General features: G+C 63.0%; 17 protein-coding genes and 1 tRNA gene. 6 read left to right on the top strand and 12 right to left on the bottom strand.

Features of this window, described 5'->3' with window-relative positions:
• Positions 1-10 precede the first annotated feature (10 nt).
• The 4 genes from SJY36_RS06295 to SJY36_RS06310 all read left to right on the top strand — a co-directional run bounded on the left by SJY36_RS06295 (position 11) and on the right by SJY36_RS06310 (position 2,297).
• Entirely contained in the window at positions 11-745 is a 735-nt protein-coding gene (locus SJY36_RS06295) for a heme ABC transporter permease (RefSeq protein WP_005852651.1), read from the top strand.
• Positions 745-894, top strand: coding sequence for a heme exporter protein CcmD (gene ccmD / locus SJY36_RS06300; RefSeq protein WP_386173699.1), 150 nt, complete (start codon positions 745-747; stop codon positions 892-894). The genes SJY36_RS06295 and ccmD overlap by 1 nt, the downstream gene beginning before the upstream one ends.
• A complete protein-coding gene (locus SJY36_RS06305) occupies positions 887-1,426 on the top strand; it encodes a DsbE family thiol:disulfide interchange protein (protein ID WP_037943946.1) in 540 nt (179 codons plus the stop codon). Before ccmD ends, SJY36_RS06305 begins: the two co-directional genes overlap by 8 nt.
• A gap of 148 nt (positions 1,427-1,574) precedes the next feature.
• Positions 1,575-2,297 carry a DUF3445 domain-containing protein gene (locus tag SJY36_RS06310; RefSeq protein ID WP_288960882.1) on the top strand — a complete coding sequence of 241 codons (723 nt, stop codon included), beginning with the start codon at positions 1,575-1,577 and terminating at the stop codon, positions 2,295-2,297.
• Between the two features lie 39 nt (positions 2,298-2,336).
• On the opposite strand, the gene SJY36_RS06315 is transcribed toward SJY36_RS06310, so the two are convergent.
• The 4 genes from SJY36_RS06315 to SJY36_RS06330 all read right to left on the bottom strand — a co-directional run bounded on the left by SJY36_RS06315 (position 2,337) and on the right by SJY36_RS06330 (position 5,788).
• Positions 2,337-2,774 (bottom strand): glyoxalase superfamily protein, encoded by a 438-nt coding sequence (locus SJY36_RS06315; RefSeq protein WP_386173702.1) that lies wholly within the window; start codon positions 2,772-2,774, stop codon positions 2,337-2,339.
• 279 nt (positions 2,775-3,053) lie between these two features.
• Complete coding sequence (locus SJY36_RS06320; RefSeq protein WP_005852656.1) at positions 3,054-3,857, bottom strand: lytic transglycosylase domain-containing protein; 804 nt, start codon at positions 3,855-3,857, stop codon at positions 3,054-3,056.
• 149 nt (positions 3,858-4,006) lie between these two features.
• A complete protein-coding gene (gene glnA / locus SJY36_RS06325; protein ID WP_386173705.1) occupies positions 4,007-5,413 on the bottom strand; it encodes a type I glutamate--ammonia ligase in 1,407 nt (468 codons plus the stop codon).
• Positions 5,414-5,449: 36 nt separating this feature from the next.
• Positions 5,450-5,788: a P-II family nitrogen regulator gene (locus tag SJY36_RS06330; RefSeq protein ID WP_005852659.1), complete on the bottom strand. Its 339-nt coding sequence runs from the start codon at positions 5,786-5,788 to the stop codon at positions 5,450-5,452.
• A 246-nt stretch (positions 5,789-6,034) separates the two neighbouring features.
• Here SJY36_RS06330 and SJY36_RS06335 point away from each other — a divergent pair, with 246 nt between their 5' ends.
• Positions 6,035-6,877, top strand: coding sequence for an NAD(P)H-hydrate dehydratase (locus SJY36_RS06335; protein WP_386173707.1), 843 nt, complete (start codon positions 6,035-6,037; stop codon positions 6,875-6,877).
• 103 nt (positions 6,878-6,980) lie between these two features.
• Positions 6,981-7,064, top strand: a tRNA-Leu gene (locus tag SJY36_RS06340).
• Positions 7,065-7,186: 122 nt separating this feature from the next.
• On the opposite strand, the gene SJY36_RS06345 is transcribed toward SJY36_RS06340, so the two are convergent.
• From SJY36_RS06345 to SJY36_RS06380, 8 genes are all read right to left on the bottom strand, one after another.
• On the bottom strand, positions 7,187-7,699 hold the full coding sequence (locus SJY36_RS06345) for a hypothetical protein (RefSeq protein ID WP_340250619.1): 513 nt from the start codon (positions 7,697-7,699) through the stop codon (positions 7,187-7,189).
• 139 nt (positions 7,700-7,838) lie between these two features.
• The gene (locus tag SJY36_RS06350) at positions 7,839-9,641 is read right to left on the bottom strand and encodes a sodium:proton antiporter (protein ID WP_317937969.1); all 1,803 of its coding nucleotides are present in this window, start codon (positions 9,639-9,641) and stop codon (positions 7,839-7,841) included.
• Between the two features lie 185 nt (positions 9,642-9,826).
• A complete protein-coding gene (locus tag SJY36_RS06355) occupies positions 9,827-11,110 on the bottom strand; it encodes a serine hydrolase domain-containing protein (RefSeq protein ID WP_386173710.1) in 1,284 nt (427 codons plus the stop codon).
• Positions 11,111-11,284: 174 nt separating this feature from the next.
• Positions 11,285-11,908 carry a glutathione S-transferase gene (locus tag SJY36_RS06360; protein WP_386173712.1) on the bottom strand — a complete coding sequence of 208 codons (624 nt, stop codon included), beginning with the start codon at positions 11,906-11,908 and terminating at the stop codon, positions 11,285-11,287.
• Positions 11,905-12,834 carry an AEC family transporter gene (locus tag SJY36_RS06365; protein WP_386173714.1) on the bottom strand — a complete coding sequence of 310 codons (930 nt, stop codon included), beginning with the start codon at positions 12,832-12,834 and terminating at the stop codon, positions 11,905-11,907. The genes SJY36_RS06360 and SJY36_RS06365 overlap by 4 nt, the downstream gene beginning before the upstream one ends.
• 110 nt (positions 12,835-12,944) lie before the next feature.
• On the bottom strand, positions 12,945-13,742 hold the full coding sequence (locus SJY36_RS06370; RefSeq protein ID WP_386173716.1) for an MBL fold metallo-hydrolase: 798 nt from the start codon (positions 13,740-13,742) through the stop codon (positions 12,945-12,947).
• Entirely contained in the window at positions 13,742-14,560 is an 819-nt protein-coding gene (locus SJY36_RS06375; protein ID WP_009826687.1) for a TatD family hydrolase, read from the bottom strand. The genes SJY36_RS06370 and SJY36_RS06375 overlap by 1 nt, the downstream gene beginning before the upstream one ends.
• Positions 14,561-14,592: 32 nt before the next feature.
• The gene (locus SJY36_RS06380) at positions 14,593-15,708 is read right to left on the bottom strand and encodes a DNA polymerase III subunit delta' (RefSeq protein WP_386173719.1); all 1,116 of its coding nucleotides are present in this window, start codon (positions 15,706-15,708) and stop codon (positions 14,593-14,595) included.
• Between the last annotated feature and the right edge of the window lie 18 nt (positions 15,709-15,726).

Genomic DNA, 15,726 nt, shown 5'->3' on the forward strand with positions numbered 1-15,726 from the left:
GAACCCCGCCATGTCTTTATGGGAATACGCCAATCCGGTGAAATTTTTAGGCCTCTCGGCCCGCGTACAACCCTATGTCTGGGGGGGGGCGGCGCTGTGTCTGATCGTCGGTCTGGGCTGGGGTTTTTTCGGTACGCCGGATGATTACCGTCAGGGATCGACGGTCAAGATCATCTACCTGCATGTGCCCGCGGCGCTGATGGCGATCAACGCATGGTTCATGATGCTGGTGGCCTCGCTGGTCTGGCTGATCCGCCGGCATCACGTCAGCGCCCTCGCGGCCAAGGCGGCGGCCCCTGTGGGCGTCACCATGACAGTGATCGCGCTGATCACCGGTGCGATCTGGGGGCAACCGATGTGGGGCACCTGGTGGGCATGGGATCCGCGGCTGACGTCCTTTCTGATCCTGTTTCTGTTCTACCTCGGCTATATCGCCCTGTGGGAAGCGGTCGAGGACCCCGATACCGCTGCAGACCTGACCTCGGTCCTGTGTCTGGTGGGCTCGGTCTTTGCGGTGCTGTCGCGCTATGCGGTCAAGTTCTGGAATCAGGGGCTGCATCAAGGCACCTCTGTCCCGCTGGCCACCGGTGGGCGTACCGTGTCGGATGTGTTTTTCTACCCGCTGCTGATCAGTATGGTCGGCTTTGGCCTGCTGTTTCTGGCGCTGGTATTGTACCGCACAGGGACCGAAATCCGCCTGCGCCGCGCCCGCGCGCTGCTGGCGCGCAGCGAAAGGGGCGCATGATGCCGGACCTTGGGAAATACGCCGCCGAGGTGCTGGCCGCCTATGGGGTGTCGCTGCTGCTGCTGGCGGGGCTGGTGGGGCTGAGCCTGAACAAAGGGCGCAAGGCCCGCGCCACACTTGCTGATATAGAGGCCCGTAAAGATGGCTAAAATCTCTCCGCTCATGATCGCGCCACCGTTGGTCTTCGCCGGTTTCGTGGCACTTGCCGCCTTTGGCATGTTCCGCCCCGATCCCGAAGGGCTGCCTTCGACGCTGGTGGGGCAGATGGCCCCCGCGCTGCCGGAAAAACCGCTGGAAGGGTTTCCCGCCGCGGCACCGGATGTGTTGACCAATGGCGAGGTGACGCTGGTCAACTTCTGGGCCAGCTGGTGCCCGCCCTGCCGCGCCGAACATCCGCAGCTGCTTGATATGCAGGCGCAGGGGCTGTCGATCATCGGGGTCAACTTCAAAGACACGGTCGGCCCCGCAACCAGCTACCTGACCAATGATGGCAACCCCTTCGAAGGCGTCGCCTTTGACCCGCAGGGGCGCACGGCCATCAACTGGGGCGTCACCGCCCCGCCAGAGACGTTCATCATCGCAGGCGACGGCACGGTTTTGTTCCGCTATGCTGGTCCGCTGGTCGGCAGTGACTACGAACAACGCTTCCTGCCGGCGCTGCAAGACGCTCTGAAGAACTGACAGCCGCTTCCAAATGGCCCTAAATCCTCGCCGAAGGCATGGCCCGTAGCAGGCTGCGCCCCGGCAGCGGGCCTGTGCGCCACGCCGCCGGTTTCGCACCGGCTTCGCACCCGGCTGGCCCTCATCCGCTGACCAAATAGGAGACCTCATGCCCGTGATATTGCAAACCAGACTACCGGACGCGCAAACCGGCACGCCCGGATTGCCGGGCACGGGGCCTTGCGGGGCGGAGGACTGGCTGCTGATGGACGAAGCCTACGCGCCGCAGATGGTCTACCGCGAAGCGCTGCTGGCGGAACGACCCGAGGCTGTTTTCTACCAAAGCGAGGCCGCCAGACCCGCCGCGGCAGAGCTGCTGTCCGAGGCGCTGACCCTTCTGCCGCGTTTCGGTTTCACCCTCGGGGCTGATGCGGTGGTTTGTCCTGACGGGCGCAAGGTCACGCTGGACCGGTCGCAACCGCTGTGGACGTTGGCGCATCTGGTGCAAGAAGACCTCTGCATCCTGCAAAAACGTGGCGATGAACATGTGCTGACCGCTGCGGCACTGTGCTTTCCGGCGAACTGGCGTCTGGCGGATAAGATCGAGCAACCCCTGACGGGCATTCACACCCCGGTCGAGGAATATGACGCCGATATCGCGCGGCGTGTGCAACGTCTGTTTGACGGCGTGCGGGCAGGGCGGCCCCTGTGGCGGTTCAACAAGCTGCGCTATGCGGATGCGGATCTGCACCAGCCGCGGCGGCGCGAGACAGGCAGCGACATGCCCTTTATCCGGTCAGAGCGGCAGTGCATCCTGCGTCTGCCCGAAAGCGACGCGGTGGTCTTTACGATCCACACCTATGTGGTGCGCGACGGAGATGCGCCTGCCTGAGCGGACCCAGACAGGCGCGATGCTTCGGGATTGATGGCGCTAGGTCAGAACCAGATGCGGCTGCCCGTCAGAGGTCTTGCGCGGGGAGACCCCCTGCGCATCGACCACCGCATTGATCTGCCGCCGCATATTGCTGAACAGGGGCGAGGTCACAACGTCAATGGCCGTGTTAAAGCGCAGGGTCAGCGACCACATGCCACTGCCCGATAGCCGCGCCGCCTTGACCACGCCAGTAAAAGGATGCCCTAGATAGCGGCCTTGCACGCGGTCCCCGGGCGTCCAGCCCTGCGCAGGGGCCGCGGCCTGGGCGCTCAGCGTGTTCCAGTCGCGCGCGCCCCATTGGTGGGCCACCATTTCCAGCGTCGCCGCATGGGACAGTGCTGTGCCTTGGGCTGCAAGGTCCGCGCGTAGCCGTTTGGCTTGGGATTTCAGCACATCAGCCGAAGGTACGGCGGTGGGATGGTTTTGGGTTGTCATCATAACACTCCTGCTCTCGCAAAAGTCGAAGGGGGTCCGCGTTGCCCGTCAATCCGCGAGATTGAAGGTGTGTTCTTGGTCAAGGACTTCACCGATATGCGGACGGCAGGGGCCTTTCCCTATTGGCGCTATATGGCGCTTGGGTGCTGCAATTGCAATGGGGCGGTGCGGGTGGCACGGGGCGGATGCCTTCGGCGAGGATTTTCAGCCATTTGGAAGCAAAACGCGCGCGCCGCAGGACCGGCGCGCGCGTGGCGGTTGTTTTTACTTTCGAGGGGGTTAGCCGTCGATGCGGGCGGCCATGATGGCGATGGCTTTCTGGTACACGCCGGCAGCGTTCCACTGTTTGATCACATTGAAGTTGGTTTGCCCCTCCTGATAGCCGGCACCGGGTTGCCAGCCTTTCTGACGCAGGAAGTTCGCGGTCGAGGCCAGCGCATCGGTCTGGTTGTAGAAATCAACGCGGCCGTCGCCGTTACCGTCCACCCCATAGCGCAGGGCATTGCCGGGCAGGAATTGGGTGTGGCCAAGCTCGCCATGTTTTGCGCCTTTGGTGCCGCCGTTGATCGCGCCGGTATCAACCAGTTTCAGCGCGCCGATGGCGTGGGGGGCAAAGAAATCGGAGCGGCGGCAGTCATAGGTCAGCGTTGTGATCGCAGAGACCACCGAGGTATCGCCCATGAAGCCACCAAAGGCAGTTTCCATCCCGTGGATCGCGATGATCACCCCCGCTGGCACGCCGTAGCGCGCTTCGAGTGACTGGTAGAAGCTTGCATTGCGGGCTTTGCGCTTGCGGCCTTGGGCGACGATCGTATCGGCACCGCGCACCTGCATGAATTTATCAAGCGAATAGTTGAAGGATTTCTGGTTGCGGTCGGCGGCGATGGTGCTGCTGGCATAGCGCGCGTTGGCCAGTGCATCGAGCCCCCGTTGACCGACACCCGCGGCGGCGGCCTCTTTCGCGAAGGCGGGTTTCCAGGCGTCGAAGCCTCCCGCGTTGTTGCCACATTGGGCCGCTGCAACTGGGGCGGCGAAGCCCAAAGAAAGCATAAGTGCCGTGGCAAGACGTTTGGTGGGGCGCATGAAATAACCTCTGACTCTATTAAACTTCGGCTGACTCTAGCTCAGCTGTTTCGAACTTCAAATAGCAAGACGCATTCCAAGCGAAAGGGCGCCCCGATAGGGACGCCCTTTGCTGTTGGTCTGGCCACCCGTCCGGGTGGAGACCGCGTTTAGCAGCTGTAGTACATGCCGAATTCAACAGGGTGGGGGGTGTGCTCGTATTTGTGCACTTCTTCCATCTTGAGTTCGATATAGCCTTCGATCTGGTCTTTGGTGAATACGTCACCGGCCAGCAGGTAATCCATATCCGACTGCAGCTCTTCCAGCGCTTCGCGCAGGGAACCGGAAACGGTCGGGATATCGGCCAGTTCTTCGGCGGGCAGATCATACAGGTTCTTATCCATGGCTTCGCCCGGATCGATCTTGTTCTTGATCCCGTCAAGGCCGGCCATCAGCAGCGCGGCAAAGCACAGGTAGGGGTTTGCCGCCGGATCGGGGAAGCGGGCCTCTACGCGTTTTGCCTTGGGGGATTCGGTCCATGGGATACGGACACAGCCCGAGCGGTTGCGTGCGGAATAGGCGCGCAGAACGGGGGCTTCGAAACCGGGGATCAGACGCTTGTAGCTGTTGGTCGCCGGGTTGGTGAAGGCGTTCAGCGATTTCGCGTGGGACAGGATACCGCCGATGAAATACAGCGCTTCCTGGCTCAGGTCGGCGTATTTGTCGCCTGCGAACAGGGGGTTGCCGTCTTTCCAGATCGACATGTTCACGTGCATGCCGGAGCCGTTGTCGCCATAGATCGGCTTGGGCATGAAGGTTGCGGATTTACCATAGGCGTGCGCCACGTTGTGGATCACGTATTTGTATTTCTGCAGCTCGTCCGCCTGTTCGGTCAGCGTGCCGAAGATCAGGCCCAGTTCGTGCTGGCAGGACGCCACTTCGTGGTGGTGTTTGTCGACCTTCATGCCAAGACGTTTCATGGTCGACAGCATTTCGGCGCGCAGGTCCTGTGCTTCGTCCGTGGGGTTCACGGGGAAGTAGCCGCCCTTGAGGCCCGGGCGGTGGCCCATGTTGCCCATTTCATAGTCGGTGTCGGTGTTCCAGGACGCGTCGGACGCATCAACTTCGTAGGATACCTTGTTGATCGAGTTCGAGAATTTGACGTTATCGAACAGGAAGAATTCGGCTTCCGGACCCATATAGGCCACATCACCGATACCGGAGGCTTTCAGATAGGCTTCGGCTTTTTGCGCGGTGCCACGGGGGTCACGCTCATAGGCTTCGCCTGTGTCGGGCTCTACAACAGAGCAGTGCACGCAGATGGTTTTTTCGGCATAGAACGGATCAACATAAGCGGTGTCCGTGTCGAGCATCAGCTTCATGTCGGAGGCTTCGATGCTTTTCCAACCCGCGATGGAGGAGCCGTCAAACATGAACCCTTCTTCGACAAAATCTTCGTCAACAAGATCGGAGACGATTGTCACGTGCTGCAGTTTACCGCGTGTATCGGTGAAACGTACATCAACGTATTCGATGTCCTCGTCCTTGATCTTCTTCAGGAAGTCCTTGGTGCTCATTGGATGATATCCTTTTCTTGAATCTCGTAAATTCGATTAAAGCGCGTCTGACCCGGTCTCGCCGGTACGGATGCGGATTGTTTGTTCGATGGGGCTGACGAAGATTTTGCCGTCGCCGATCTTTTCGGTCTTCGCCGCCGATACGATCGCCTCGATGGCGGCGTCTACCTGATCGTCGTCCAACACGATTTCGATTTTTACCTTGGGCAGAAAATCCACGACATATTCAGCGCCACGGTACAATTCTGTATGGCCCTTTTGACGCCCGAAGCCTTTGACTTCGATAACGCTAAGGCCCTGAACGCCAACCTCTTGGAGCGCCTCCTTGACTTCATCAAGCTTGAACGGCTTGATTACAGCTTCGATCTTTTTCATCTGAGGCCTCCCTGCCAGACGGGTGATTTTCGGTCTACATCGGTGTCATCTCACCGTGCGGGCCGACGGTCTACCAGACGCGCGATGGAGTCCACCGAAAGAGGCGAAAATTTGTGCGCATCGGCTGTTTTATGTGCGTTGCGATTAAAATCTGTGCAGTTTGAAAATCCATGTGCTGGCAGGCTTGGCTATCGCTTGGGCAGGTGGTTTATCTTTGGGCAAAAGACGGACCAGAAAGGGGCTGCCATGCAACCGAGTGCCATCACAGCAGACACGCTGGACTTTGATCAATTGACCAAGGGGCAGGGGCATAAGTTCGATCACGGGCATGCGATTGTCGTGACCGGTGGGGCCGGGCGCACGGGTGCTGCGCGGCTGTCCGGGCGTGCGGCGTTGCGGATGGGGGCGGGGCTGGTCACACTGGCCGTACCGCCCGCCGCGCAGATGGAGGTGGCGATGCAGATCACCGCCCTGATGCTGTCGCGCGTCACAGGCCCCAAGGATTTGGCAGAGCTGGCCGGTGACAAACGCGTGCGGGCGCTGTGCATCGGGCCAGGCTTGGGGCTGAAACCGGCCCATGTGGCGCTGGTGCAGGCAGTGCTTGAACGCGGTAAGCCCTGCGTGCTGGACGCCGATGCGCTGACCCTGATCGCGCAGGAGCCCACCCTGTGGGAGCGCCTTGGCCCACACTGCGTGCTGACCCCGCATGGCGGAGAGTTCGCGCGCCTTTTCAAGGAGATATCCGAGGGTGACGCCGATAAGGCGCAGGTCTGTCTGATGGCGGCACAAAAGGCGGGGGCGGTTGTTCTGTATAAGGGGGCGACCACCCTGATCGCGCATCCCGACGGTCGCGTCGCGGCGCATCACGGCACGGGCGATCGCGCGGCCCCGTGGCTTGCCACCGCAGGCGCGGGGGATGTGCTGTCGGGCATGATCACCGGTCTGCTGGCCCGCGGCATCGCGCCTTTCGAGGCGGCGCAATACGCCACGTGGCTTCATGTAGAGGCAGCACGTCAGTTCGGACCGGGGCTGATCGCCGAAGATCTGGTCGAAGAAATCCCCCGCATCTTCAAGGCGCTGGACCTCTAGCGGCCGTCGGGTGCAGGCACGCGTGGCAGGTGAGAAAAACTATACGTCATGCGCGTTTTTCCCCCTCGCCACTGGGAAATTTCTTTGATAGTGAACGCGCAATGCGGGTGTGGCGGAATTGGTAGACGCACCAGATTTAGGTTCTGGCGCCTATGGCGTGGGGGTTCGAGTCCCTTCACCCGCACCACTTCAACTTATTGATAATCATACATAATTCGCGCGCTGTAGCGCCTGCGTTTTGATGTCTGTCTTGGTTGTGAACCATGCGCCGCGCCCGAAGGGTGTTCGGGCGCGGCGGGGCTGCGTGGGTTACGCGGCGGCTTTGAGCGCTTTGTCGGCCTTGTCGGCGACGGGCTCAGCGGCGGATTTGGCCGTTGATGCGGCCTCTGTTGGCGCGTTCGATTTCAGCAGGGCCGACAGGTAGGATTTGCTGGCCTGCTGGGGCGAGCTGCTGACCGGCGCGATCGAGTCGATCAGGCTGCGGGCCTGTGCGGCTTCGATCCGGGCTTCGGCTGCGGCGCGGGCTTGCGCCTCGCTCATGCCGCTGTCTTCGGCGTCCGAGGTGGCAACCGGGGTTGGGGCGACGGGGGCCGGAGCCTCCGCAGCGGGGGCTTGCGCTTTCTGCGCAGGGGCGGCGGCCTGAGACGACTGCGCAGGGGCAGTTTCAGCGGTGGGCTGCGTCTCTTGCGCTGCCGGCTGTTCGTCTTTGGCTTTGGCGGTGTTCTTTTCGGTGTTACCGGTCTCGGACTTATCTTTCTGTTTCTCGGCCCCTTTGGGCTGAGACTGCTGGCTGCCGCCAGAGAAAAGTGAACTTATTAACATAGATGTGCCTTTTCAGTTGGTTACCTACATGACTGAAGCAACTGCCTGACCGGTGTGGCGAAAAAATGGTCCAATTAAGGTTAATGCAAAGCTGAAATACCCGCGCAGATAGTATGCTGCGCGGGTGGGTGTGGTCTGATCACTCCTCCGGCGGGCGCAGAGCGATAACATGGATGCCATCGCCGCCCTTGAACTCCTCGTTCTTGCGCATGAACTTGATCTCGCCGCTGGTGGTGATCTGGGCGAGCAGCCGCGCCTCGGGGCTTTCGGCGCGCCAGTCTTCCAGCGTGAACTCCTCGGACAGACGCGTGCTGCGGAAGCGCCAGCCTTGGGCGATCAGATCACGCAGTTCGGCATGGGTCGCCTCTAGCCCCAAGGGCCGGCCGCCAAGGGTGCGGGGCAGTTGGTGGCGGCTGCTTTCGGATTTCTCGCGCATCACCTGAAACACATTCTCGCGGCCAAATTCCGGCGCCAGGTCGGTGGTAACCAGCGTGTTGTAAGCGTCGTTATCCGTGGCAGCGATCAGCGTGGCGTAGCTGACGAGTTCCACGCGCTGCTCTGCCGCCTCTGACAGAATGTCGCCCGAAAATGTATCGATCCCCGCCGCACGCGCCTTGCGCAGGCGGATGAAGTTGGGGTCGGTCATCAGCACCGGAATCTTCGCTTTCTTCAGCACTTCGGCCAGCTGCGTTGTCCAGTCCGAGCCGCCGATGATCACCACGCCGGGCGTGTCGGCACCGGTCAGCCCCAAAAGCCGTGCAAAGGGGGCGAGGGTGAAGCCGTTGACCACCACGGTCACCGCCACAAGCGCAAAGGCAAGCGGCGCGATCAGGGCGGCGTCCTCGAAGCCGAGGCTGAGCAGGCGTTCGCCAAACAGACCCGCGACCGCGACCAGCACGACGCCGCGCGGTCCGGTCAGGGCCACCAGCAATTTTTCGCGAAACGGGATGCCCGACCCGATGAGCGAGATAAACACCGTCACAGGCCGTGCGACCAGCACCACCACAGCGACAAAGGCCGCCGCGCGCCAGTCAAGATTGCCAAGCGCCTCGACATCCAGCCCTGCGGCCAGCAGGATGAACACGCCCGACACCAGCAGCACGGTGGCATGTTCCTTGAAGCGGCGCATTTCCTCGTAGCTGGGCAGTTTGGAGTTCGCGATCACGATCCCCATGATGGTCACCGCCAGCAGCCCGCTTTCATGCAGCACGGCATCGGAGGCGGCAAAGACCCCCAGCAGCAGGGCAAAGAGCACGGGCACCTTCATATACTCGGGCACCCAGCCGCGTTTGAAGGCGCGCGACAGGCCGATCCCCGCAGCGACACCAGCGGCAGTGGCGACGGCGGCACCGATAAACAGCTCCAGCATCGCCTCGGACGCGGTGGTGGCGGTGTTCAGGGCGATCACGACCTCGAAGGCCAGCACGGCGGCCAGCGCGCCGATGGGGTCGTTCAGGATCGCCTCCCATTGCAGCAGGGTGGCAGGGCGGCGCGACAGCCGCGCGGTGCGCAACAGCGGCGCGATCACCGTGGGGCCGGTCACGATCATAATCCCGCCAAAGACGGCAGAGCTGGACCAGCTGAGCCCCGCCACATAATGCAGCGACAGCGCCGACATCAGCCAACCAAGCGGCGCGCCGATATAGACCAGCCGCCGGACACCGCCGACCGCGTCCTGCAGCGTGTGAAAGTTCAGCGACAGACCGCCCTCGAACAGGATAATCGCCACGGCGATAGAGATCATCGGCCCCATCAATGGCCCGATATCCCGTGCGGGGTCGAAGATGCCCAGAACCGGCCCGATCAGGATACCGGCCACCAGCATCAGCACGATCGCGGGCATGCGCAGCCGCCATGCGATCCATTGAGACCCCACCCCGATCGCGCCGACCAATGCGATCGCAGTTACAGGATTTAGCGCGCCGAGTGTTTCTGTTGCCACAATGTGAACCCTTTATAATCAAAGCGATGACGTAACGCGGACCATCCCGCTGACAATGGCCGGTGTGAAATTTTAGGGGGTTTCCCTGTCGCAAGCCAGCGATCTGTCGTGTTCAACGACAAAAGGCCCCGACGTCAGGGGCCTTTTACGCGAGGGTATGGGGCAGGGCGCGTGGCCCCGCGGGGTCAGTCGTCGACGCGGCTGTCGGCCAGCGTGCTAAAGGCGAGGTTCTTGAAGATCAGCCGCAGCGGCCCACGATTGGCGGGCGACTGGATCATCAGCAGCGCGATCATATCTTCGGCAGGGTCCGCGTGATAGCCGGTGCCCGCTGCACCGCCCCAGTTGTATTCACCGGCGGAGCCCATTGACGGGGCGTTGCCGGTTTCAAGTCGCACACCGTACCCCAGACCAAAGCCGTAGCCGGGGCCGGGCAGGTAGTATTTACCGGGTTTGATGCCTTCAAGGTGGTTCGAGGTCATCAGCTGCACCGACTTAGGCGACAGCAGCCGCGTACCGTTCAACTCTCCGCCATTCAGCATCATCTGCGCGAATTTGGCGTAGTCATGCACGGTGGACATCAGCCCGCCGCCGCCCGACTGGTTCGGCTTGCGCACGCGCGGGTCAAAAACATCGCGGCTGCCCAGTTTGGCCTGATCGGCGAAGGGTTCGGCGATCCGCGGGAAATCCGCAGCGTCATCGATGTAGAAGGCCGTATCCTCCATCCCCAGCGGATCGAAAATACGCGCCTTCATGAATACTTCAAGCGTCTGGCCTGACGCAACCTCTACCACCGCGCCCAGAACATCCGTCGCGCGGGAGTATTCCCATGTGGTGCCGGGGTCATGCTCCAGCGGCAGGGACGCCAGCAGATTGGCCTGTTCGATCGCCGTGTTCTCGGGCGAGGCGACCCCGGCCGCGTTATAGGCCTCGCGCGCGGGACCGGCCCCGAAGAAGCCATAGGTCAGCCCCGAGGTATGGCGCATCAGGTCGCGGACGGTCATCACGCCTTTGGCGGGGCGGGTCACGGGCTTGCCCTCGGCGTCTTTCTCGCCGGTGACCACACTCAGGGTCTTATAGGCGGGCAGATAGGTCGAGACGGGCGCGTTGAGCAGCAGTTTGCCTTCTTCGACCAGCATCATCGCGGCGACGGATGTGATGGGTTTGGTCATGGAGTAGATGCGGAACAGCGTGTCTTCGGTCATCGGCTCCCCGTCGGGGGTGCGTCTGCCCATGGTGGACAGATGCGCGATCTGACCGTCGCGGATCAGCATCAGCACGGCCCCCGGCGTCATCCCCTTGTCCACAAGCGCGCCAAAGGTGGCATCCATTCGCGCCAGTCGGTCTGGGTCGAACCCCAAGGCGGTCGCATCGCCGCGGGGCAGCTCTTGGGCCCATGCGGGGGTTAGGGTGGCAAAGGCGGTACCAAGGGCCAGCGCCCCGGCAACCAGACCTGATCTGAAATGTCTCATTATATCTCCTCCCGGTTGTTGTGATCCGGTGGGACCACGACCCGAGGTTAGGAGTGTGCACGCCGCTGTGGCAACCTGCCTGACGGCTGTCAGGGCGGCGGTGCGGCTTTGTGACGTGGGGTAACTTGTGCCGCGATGCAGCGTACGCGGGGGCGGGGCAAGGGGGTTGTCGCCCTAGGCAGGAAAGACCGTAGGCGCGTCGCCCTCTGCCCATTGCGGGTATTTATCCATCACGGCGGTGAAGGCCTGCGCGGTCAGGAACCGCTCCAACCACGTCTGCAACTGCGGCCAGGGCTGCGCGTCGAACCAGGGTTTGTCGATGAAGGCGAACTGCCGCACGAAGGGGGCAATCGCCATGTCGGCAAGGCTGGGGGTGTCGAAAATATAGGTGCCAATTTGCGCGTCCAGCGCCGCCAGATGGGCGGCGGCTTTGGCCCGCTCTGCCTCCGGATCGGCGTCGGGGTAGCGGGTGGCGTATTTCGTGCGGTCCAGTGCGTGTTTGAACGGCCCGTCGCAGCGGTTGATCCAGTCCCATCCCGCGTCAGGCATTTGCAGCAGCCCTTCGGGATCGTGTCGGCGCAGGGCCCAGATCATGATGTCGAGGCTTTCGTCAATGACCTCGCCCGTATCCAGCGCCAGACAGGGCACTGTCCCACTGGGCGAGGTCGCCAGAAAGGCGGCGGGCTTGTCGCGTAGCACGACCTCGCGCAGCTGCACCTGCTGGCGGGCCGACCGCAGCGCCAGCCGCGCGCGCATGGCATAGGGGCAGCGCCGGAAAGAATAGAGCACGGGCCTCATGGCAGCACGCTGAGCCAGAGCCACGCGGTTAGCACCGACCCCACCGTCGCCACCAGCACCGAGCTTGCCGCGACCCGCCGCGCGCGGCCATACATATTGGCGAAGATATAGGCGTTGAACCCCGGTGCCATCGCTGCCGTCAGCACGCCCGAGCGGAACAGATCCTGCGGCAGGCCAAAGCCGCCGCCCATGAACCAGACAATCGCGGGATGCACGATCAGTGACAAAAGGCAGACCATGGCGATGGTCTTGCTGTCGCCCTCGGGGCGGTACTGGATCAACACGCCGCCCAAGGCGAACAAGGCCGCGGGCAGGGCGGCGCGCACGACCAGCGACAGCGCGTCGTCGATCACACCGGGGATTGCCAGCCCGCTAAAGTTCACCGCAAAGCCCGCGAGGATGCCCAGAACCAGCGGGTTGTGGAACATCGCCCGCGCCACATTGCGCGCAAAGGCCGGACCGGATTGGCCCCGGTTGCGCACGAACTCCATCACCGTGATCCCCAGCCCGTAGCAAAACGGCGAGTGGATGGCGATGATCGCAAAGTTCCCGATCAGCGCCTCGGGCCCATAGGCGCGTTCGGTGATCGGCAGCCCCAGCAGGACCGAGTTGGAAAAAAGGCTGCAGAACCCGATGGCCACACAGTCTTCCCAGTCGCGTTTGAACAGGATGCGCGCGCCGAACAGACCCAGCGTGAAGCAGACCGCCGCGCCGGTGTAGAAGCTGAACAGCAGTCGCGGGTCGAAAGAGGCCGAGATATCCAGATGCGCGATCGATTGGAACAGCAGGCAGGGGATCGCGAAGCTTTGCGCGAACCGCATGACCCCGTCGATGCCCGAGACCGGAAAATAGCCTCGCCAGACAGAGACATAGCCAAAGCCGATGACAAGGAAGACGGGCAGGATGACTTCGAGAAGCGTTTGCACGAGAGATATGGCCTTGGGTGCGGGTGGCGCTGTCGGAGTGGGGGTTTCACACCCCCACGCCCCCGTGGAGTTTATAGAGCAAAATGAAGTCCGGACCCCGCGGGCGGGGGCTAGACCGGAAAGCTCAGGGTCATGCCATCAAAGGCGGGTTCGATATGGTCGGGGGTTTCCGCGGCCAGCGTGTCATAGTCGAGGTCGTTGTGCATATTGGTCAGCACAGCGGTTTGCGGTGCCATCTGTTCGATCCAGTCCAGGGTCTGAGCCAGGTGGCTGTGGGTTGGATGCGGGTCGCGGCGCAGCGCGTCGACGATCCAGCAGCGCAGGCCCTTGAGGTGGGGCCAGATGTCATCGGGGATCTGCGCCACATCGGGCAGATAGGCCACATCATTGACGCGGAAGCCAAGCGCATCCATCCCGCCGTGGTTCACCAGAAAGGGCGTGAAGCAGAGCGTGCCACCGGGCCCGTCGATCGTCACGTCGCCGTCAATATGGTTCATCTCGAGGATCGGCGGGTAGGACGATCCGGGGTGCTGGATGAACACGTAGCCGAAACGGTCCAGCAGCGCATCGCGCGTGGGCGTGTCGGCCCAGACCGGCAGACGTTGGCGCATGTTGATCACGATCATCCGCAGGTCATCCAGCCCGTGCACATGATCGGCGTGGGAGTGGGTATAAAGCACCGCGTCCAGCCGTCCGACGCCCGCATCCAGCAGCTGGCTGCGCATATCGGGGGAGGTGTCGATCAGCACCGATGTCGTGCCAGCATCCGTGATCCGCTCGACCAGGATGGAGCATCTGCGTCTGGCGTTCTTGGGGTTGGCCGGATCGCAGGCCCCCCAGTGCCCGCCAAGGCGCGGCACCCCGCCAGACGAGCCGCAGCCCAGGATGGTGATCTTCATCTCGGCCATCAGGCGGCGTCCTGATATTGGGCGGCCTTGGTAAACAGCCGGTCGAAATTCGCCTGCGTCTGCGCGGCAAAGCTGGCATAATCGATGCCGAAGGTTTCGGCCCCACGCCGCGCCGTATGGGCGGTAAAGGCCGGTTCGTTGCGTTTGCCGCGATGGGGCGGCGGGGCCAGATAGGGGCTGTCGGTTTCGACCAATATCCGGTCCAGGGGCGCGTCGGCAAAGATGTCGCGCAGGTCCTGGGATTTGGGGAAGGCGGTGATGCCCGACATCGACAGGTAGAACCCCAGATCCAGTGCCGCACGGCCAAGCGCCTGTGTCGAGGAGAAGCAGTGCATCACGCAAGGGTAGGCCCCGTTGGCATGTTCCTCTCTGAGGATGCGGGCCATATCATCATCGGCGTCGCGGGCGTGGATGATCAGGGGCAGGCCGCTGTCACGGGACGCGGCGATATGGGTGCGCAGGCTGGCTTGCTGCGCCTCGGCGCTGTCAGCGGTGTAGTGGTAATCCAGCCCCGTTTCGCCGATGCCCACCATCTTGGGGTGTTTGGTCAGCGCCATAAGGTCGTCATAGCTGGCCATCGGCTCTGTCGCGACGCTCATCGGGTGGGTGCCGGCGGCATAGAAAACCGGGGCATGCGCCTCGGCAATGGCGCGCACGGCGGGTTCGTTCTTGAGCTTGGTGCAGATGGTGACCATGCGTGTCACTCCTGCGGCTTGGGCGCGGGCGATCACATCGGGCAGTTCACCGTCGAAATCGGGAAAGTCCAGGTGGCAGTGACTGTCGGTGATCGGGTGAATGTCGCGGGTGCTGTCTGTCATGCCTGGGGTCCTGCCTGTTCGTCTTGCGTGGGCTAGCGCGGTGCGGCGTCGCCCATCTTGAACAGGGTATCTAGGACCAGTGCGGCAGGGTCAAGGTTGACCGCCATCCCGTGGCGCGCGCGGGTGCCGATGTCTTGCGCGGTCTCGGCCCAGACCCGTCCTTGGGCGGGGGTGGGCGACAGGCGGGTCAGCACCGCGGCCTCGTTCTGGGCGGCGGCGGTTTCGGGTGGGCCGCCAAGGGCACCGGTGCGGGCCAATCGCAGCATCAGCAGATCCACCAGCGTGAACAGCAGCGACAGTTTTTCTTCGGCCCCGCGGGCGGCTGCGGCCTCTGCCAGTTTGAGCGCGCGGGCGCGGTCCAGCCGCGGCATCGTATCTAGCAGGGCGACCAGTTCGCCATACATCGCGAGCCCGCCCATCAGCGACAGGGATAGCGCGCCGCCGACAGACCCGCCGGAAAGCGCCGCGAGCGCTGCGGGATCGCCCTGAATATCCACCTCGGACTGCCCGAGCGCCTGCGCCATATCGTCCGGCGTCAGGGTGCCAAGCCGCAGGGTCCGGCAGCGCGAGCGGATGGTGGGCAGCAGGCCGGAGGGGCGGTGGCTGATCAGCAGCATGATTGCGCGGGCGGGCGGCTCTTCCAGCATCTTGAGCAGCGCGTTCGCGGCATTTGGGTTCATCAGGTCGGCGTCATCGACGATCACGACACGGCGCCCGCCATCGGCAGCGGACATCTGGAAGAACCCGTTCAGTTTACGGATGTCATCCACAACGATCTGCTTGCGCAGCCGTTTGGTTTTCTCGTCAACAGAGCGCGTGATCGCCTTCAGCGCGCCTTCGCCCCCGGCCGCGATACGGCGGGCGACGGGGTGGTCGGGATCGATATCAAGGCTGGTGGGGGCGGGGGTGTCGAACACGCCGCCGTCCTCTGCATCGGGGGTGGCCAGCAAAAACCGCGCAATACGCCACGCCAATGTGGCCTTGCCCACCCCACGCGGGCCGGTCAGCAGCCAGCCGTGATGCAGCTTGCCCGAGTTGAAAGCATCGAGAAACGCCGCCTCTGCCGCCGACTGGCCGAAAAGCTGCGGCGTGTCGCGCGGGTGGCGCGCGCCGTCGATACGGTCGGGCTGGGGGGCGTCATCACTCATGTCACGTGGTCTAGCAGA

This window comes from Sulfitobacter sp. R86518, assembly GCF_042466275.1.
Taxonomy (GTDB): domain Bacteria; phylum Pseudomonadota; class Alphaproteobacteria; order Rhodobacterales; family Rhodobacteraceae; genus Sulfitobacter; species Sulfitobacter pontiacus.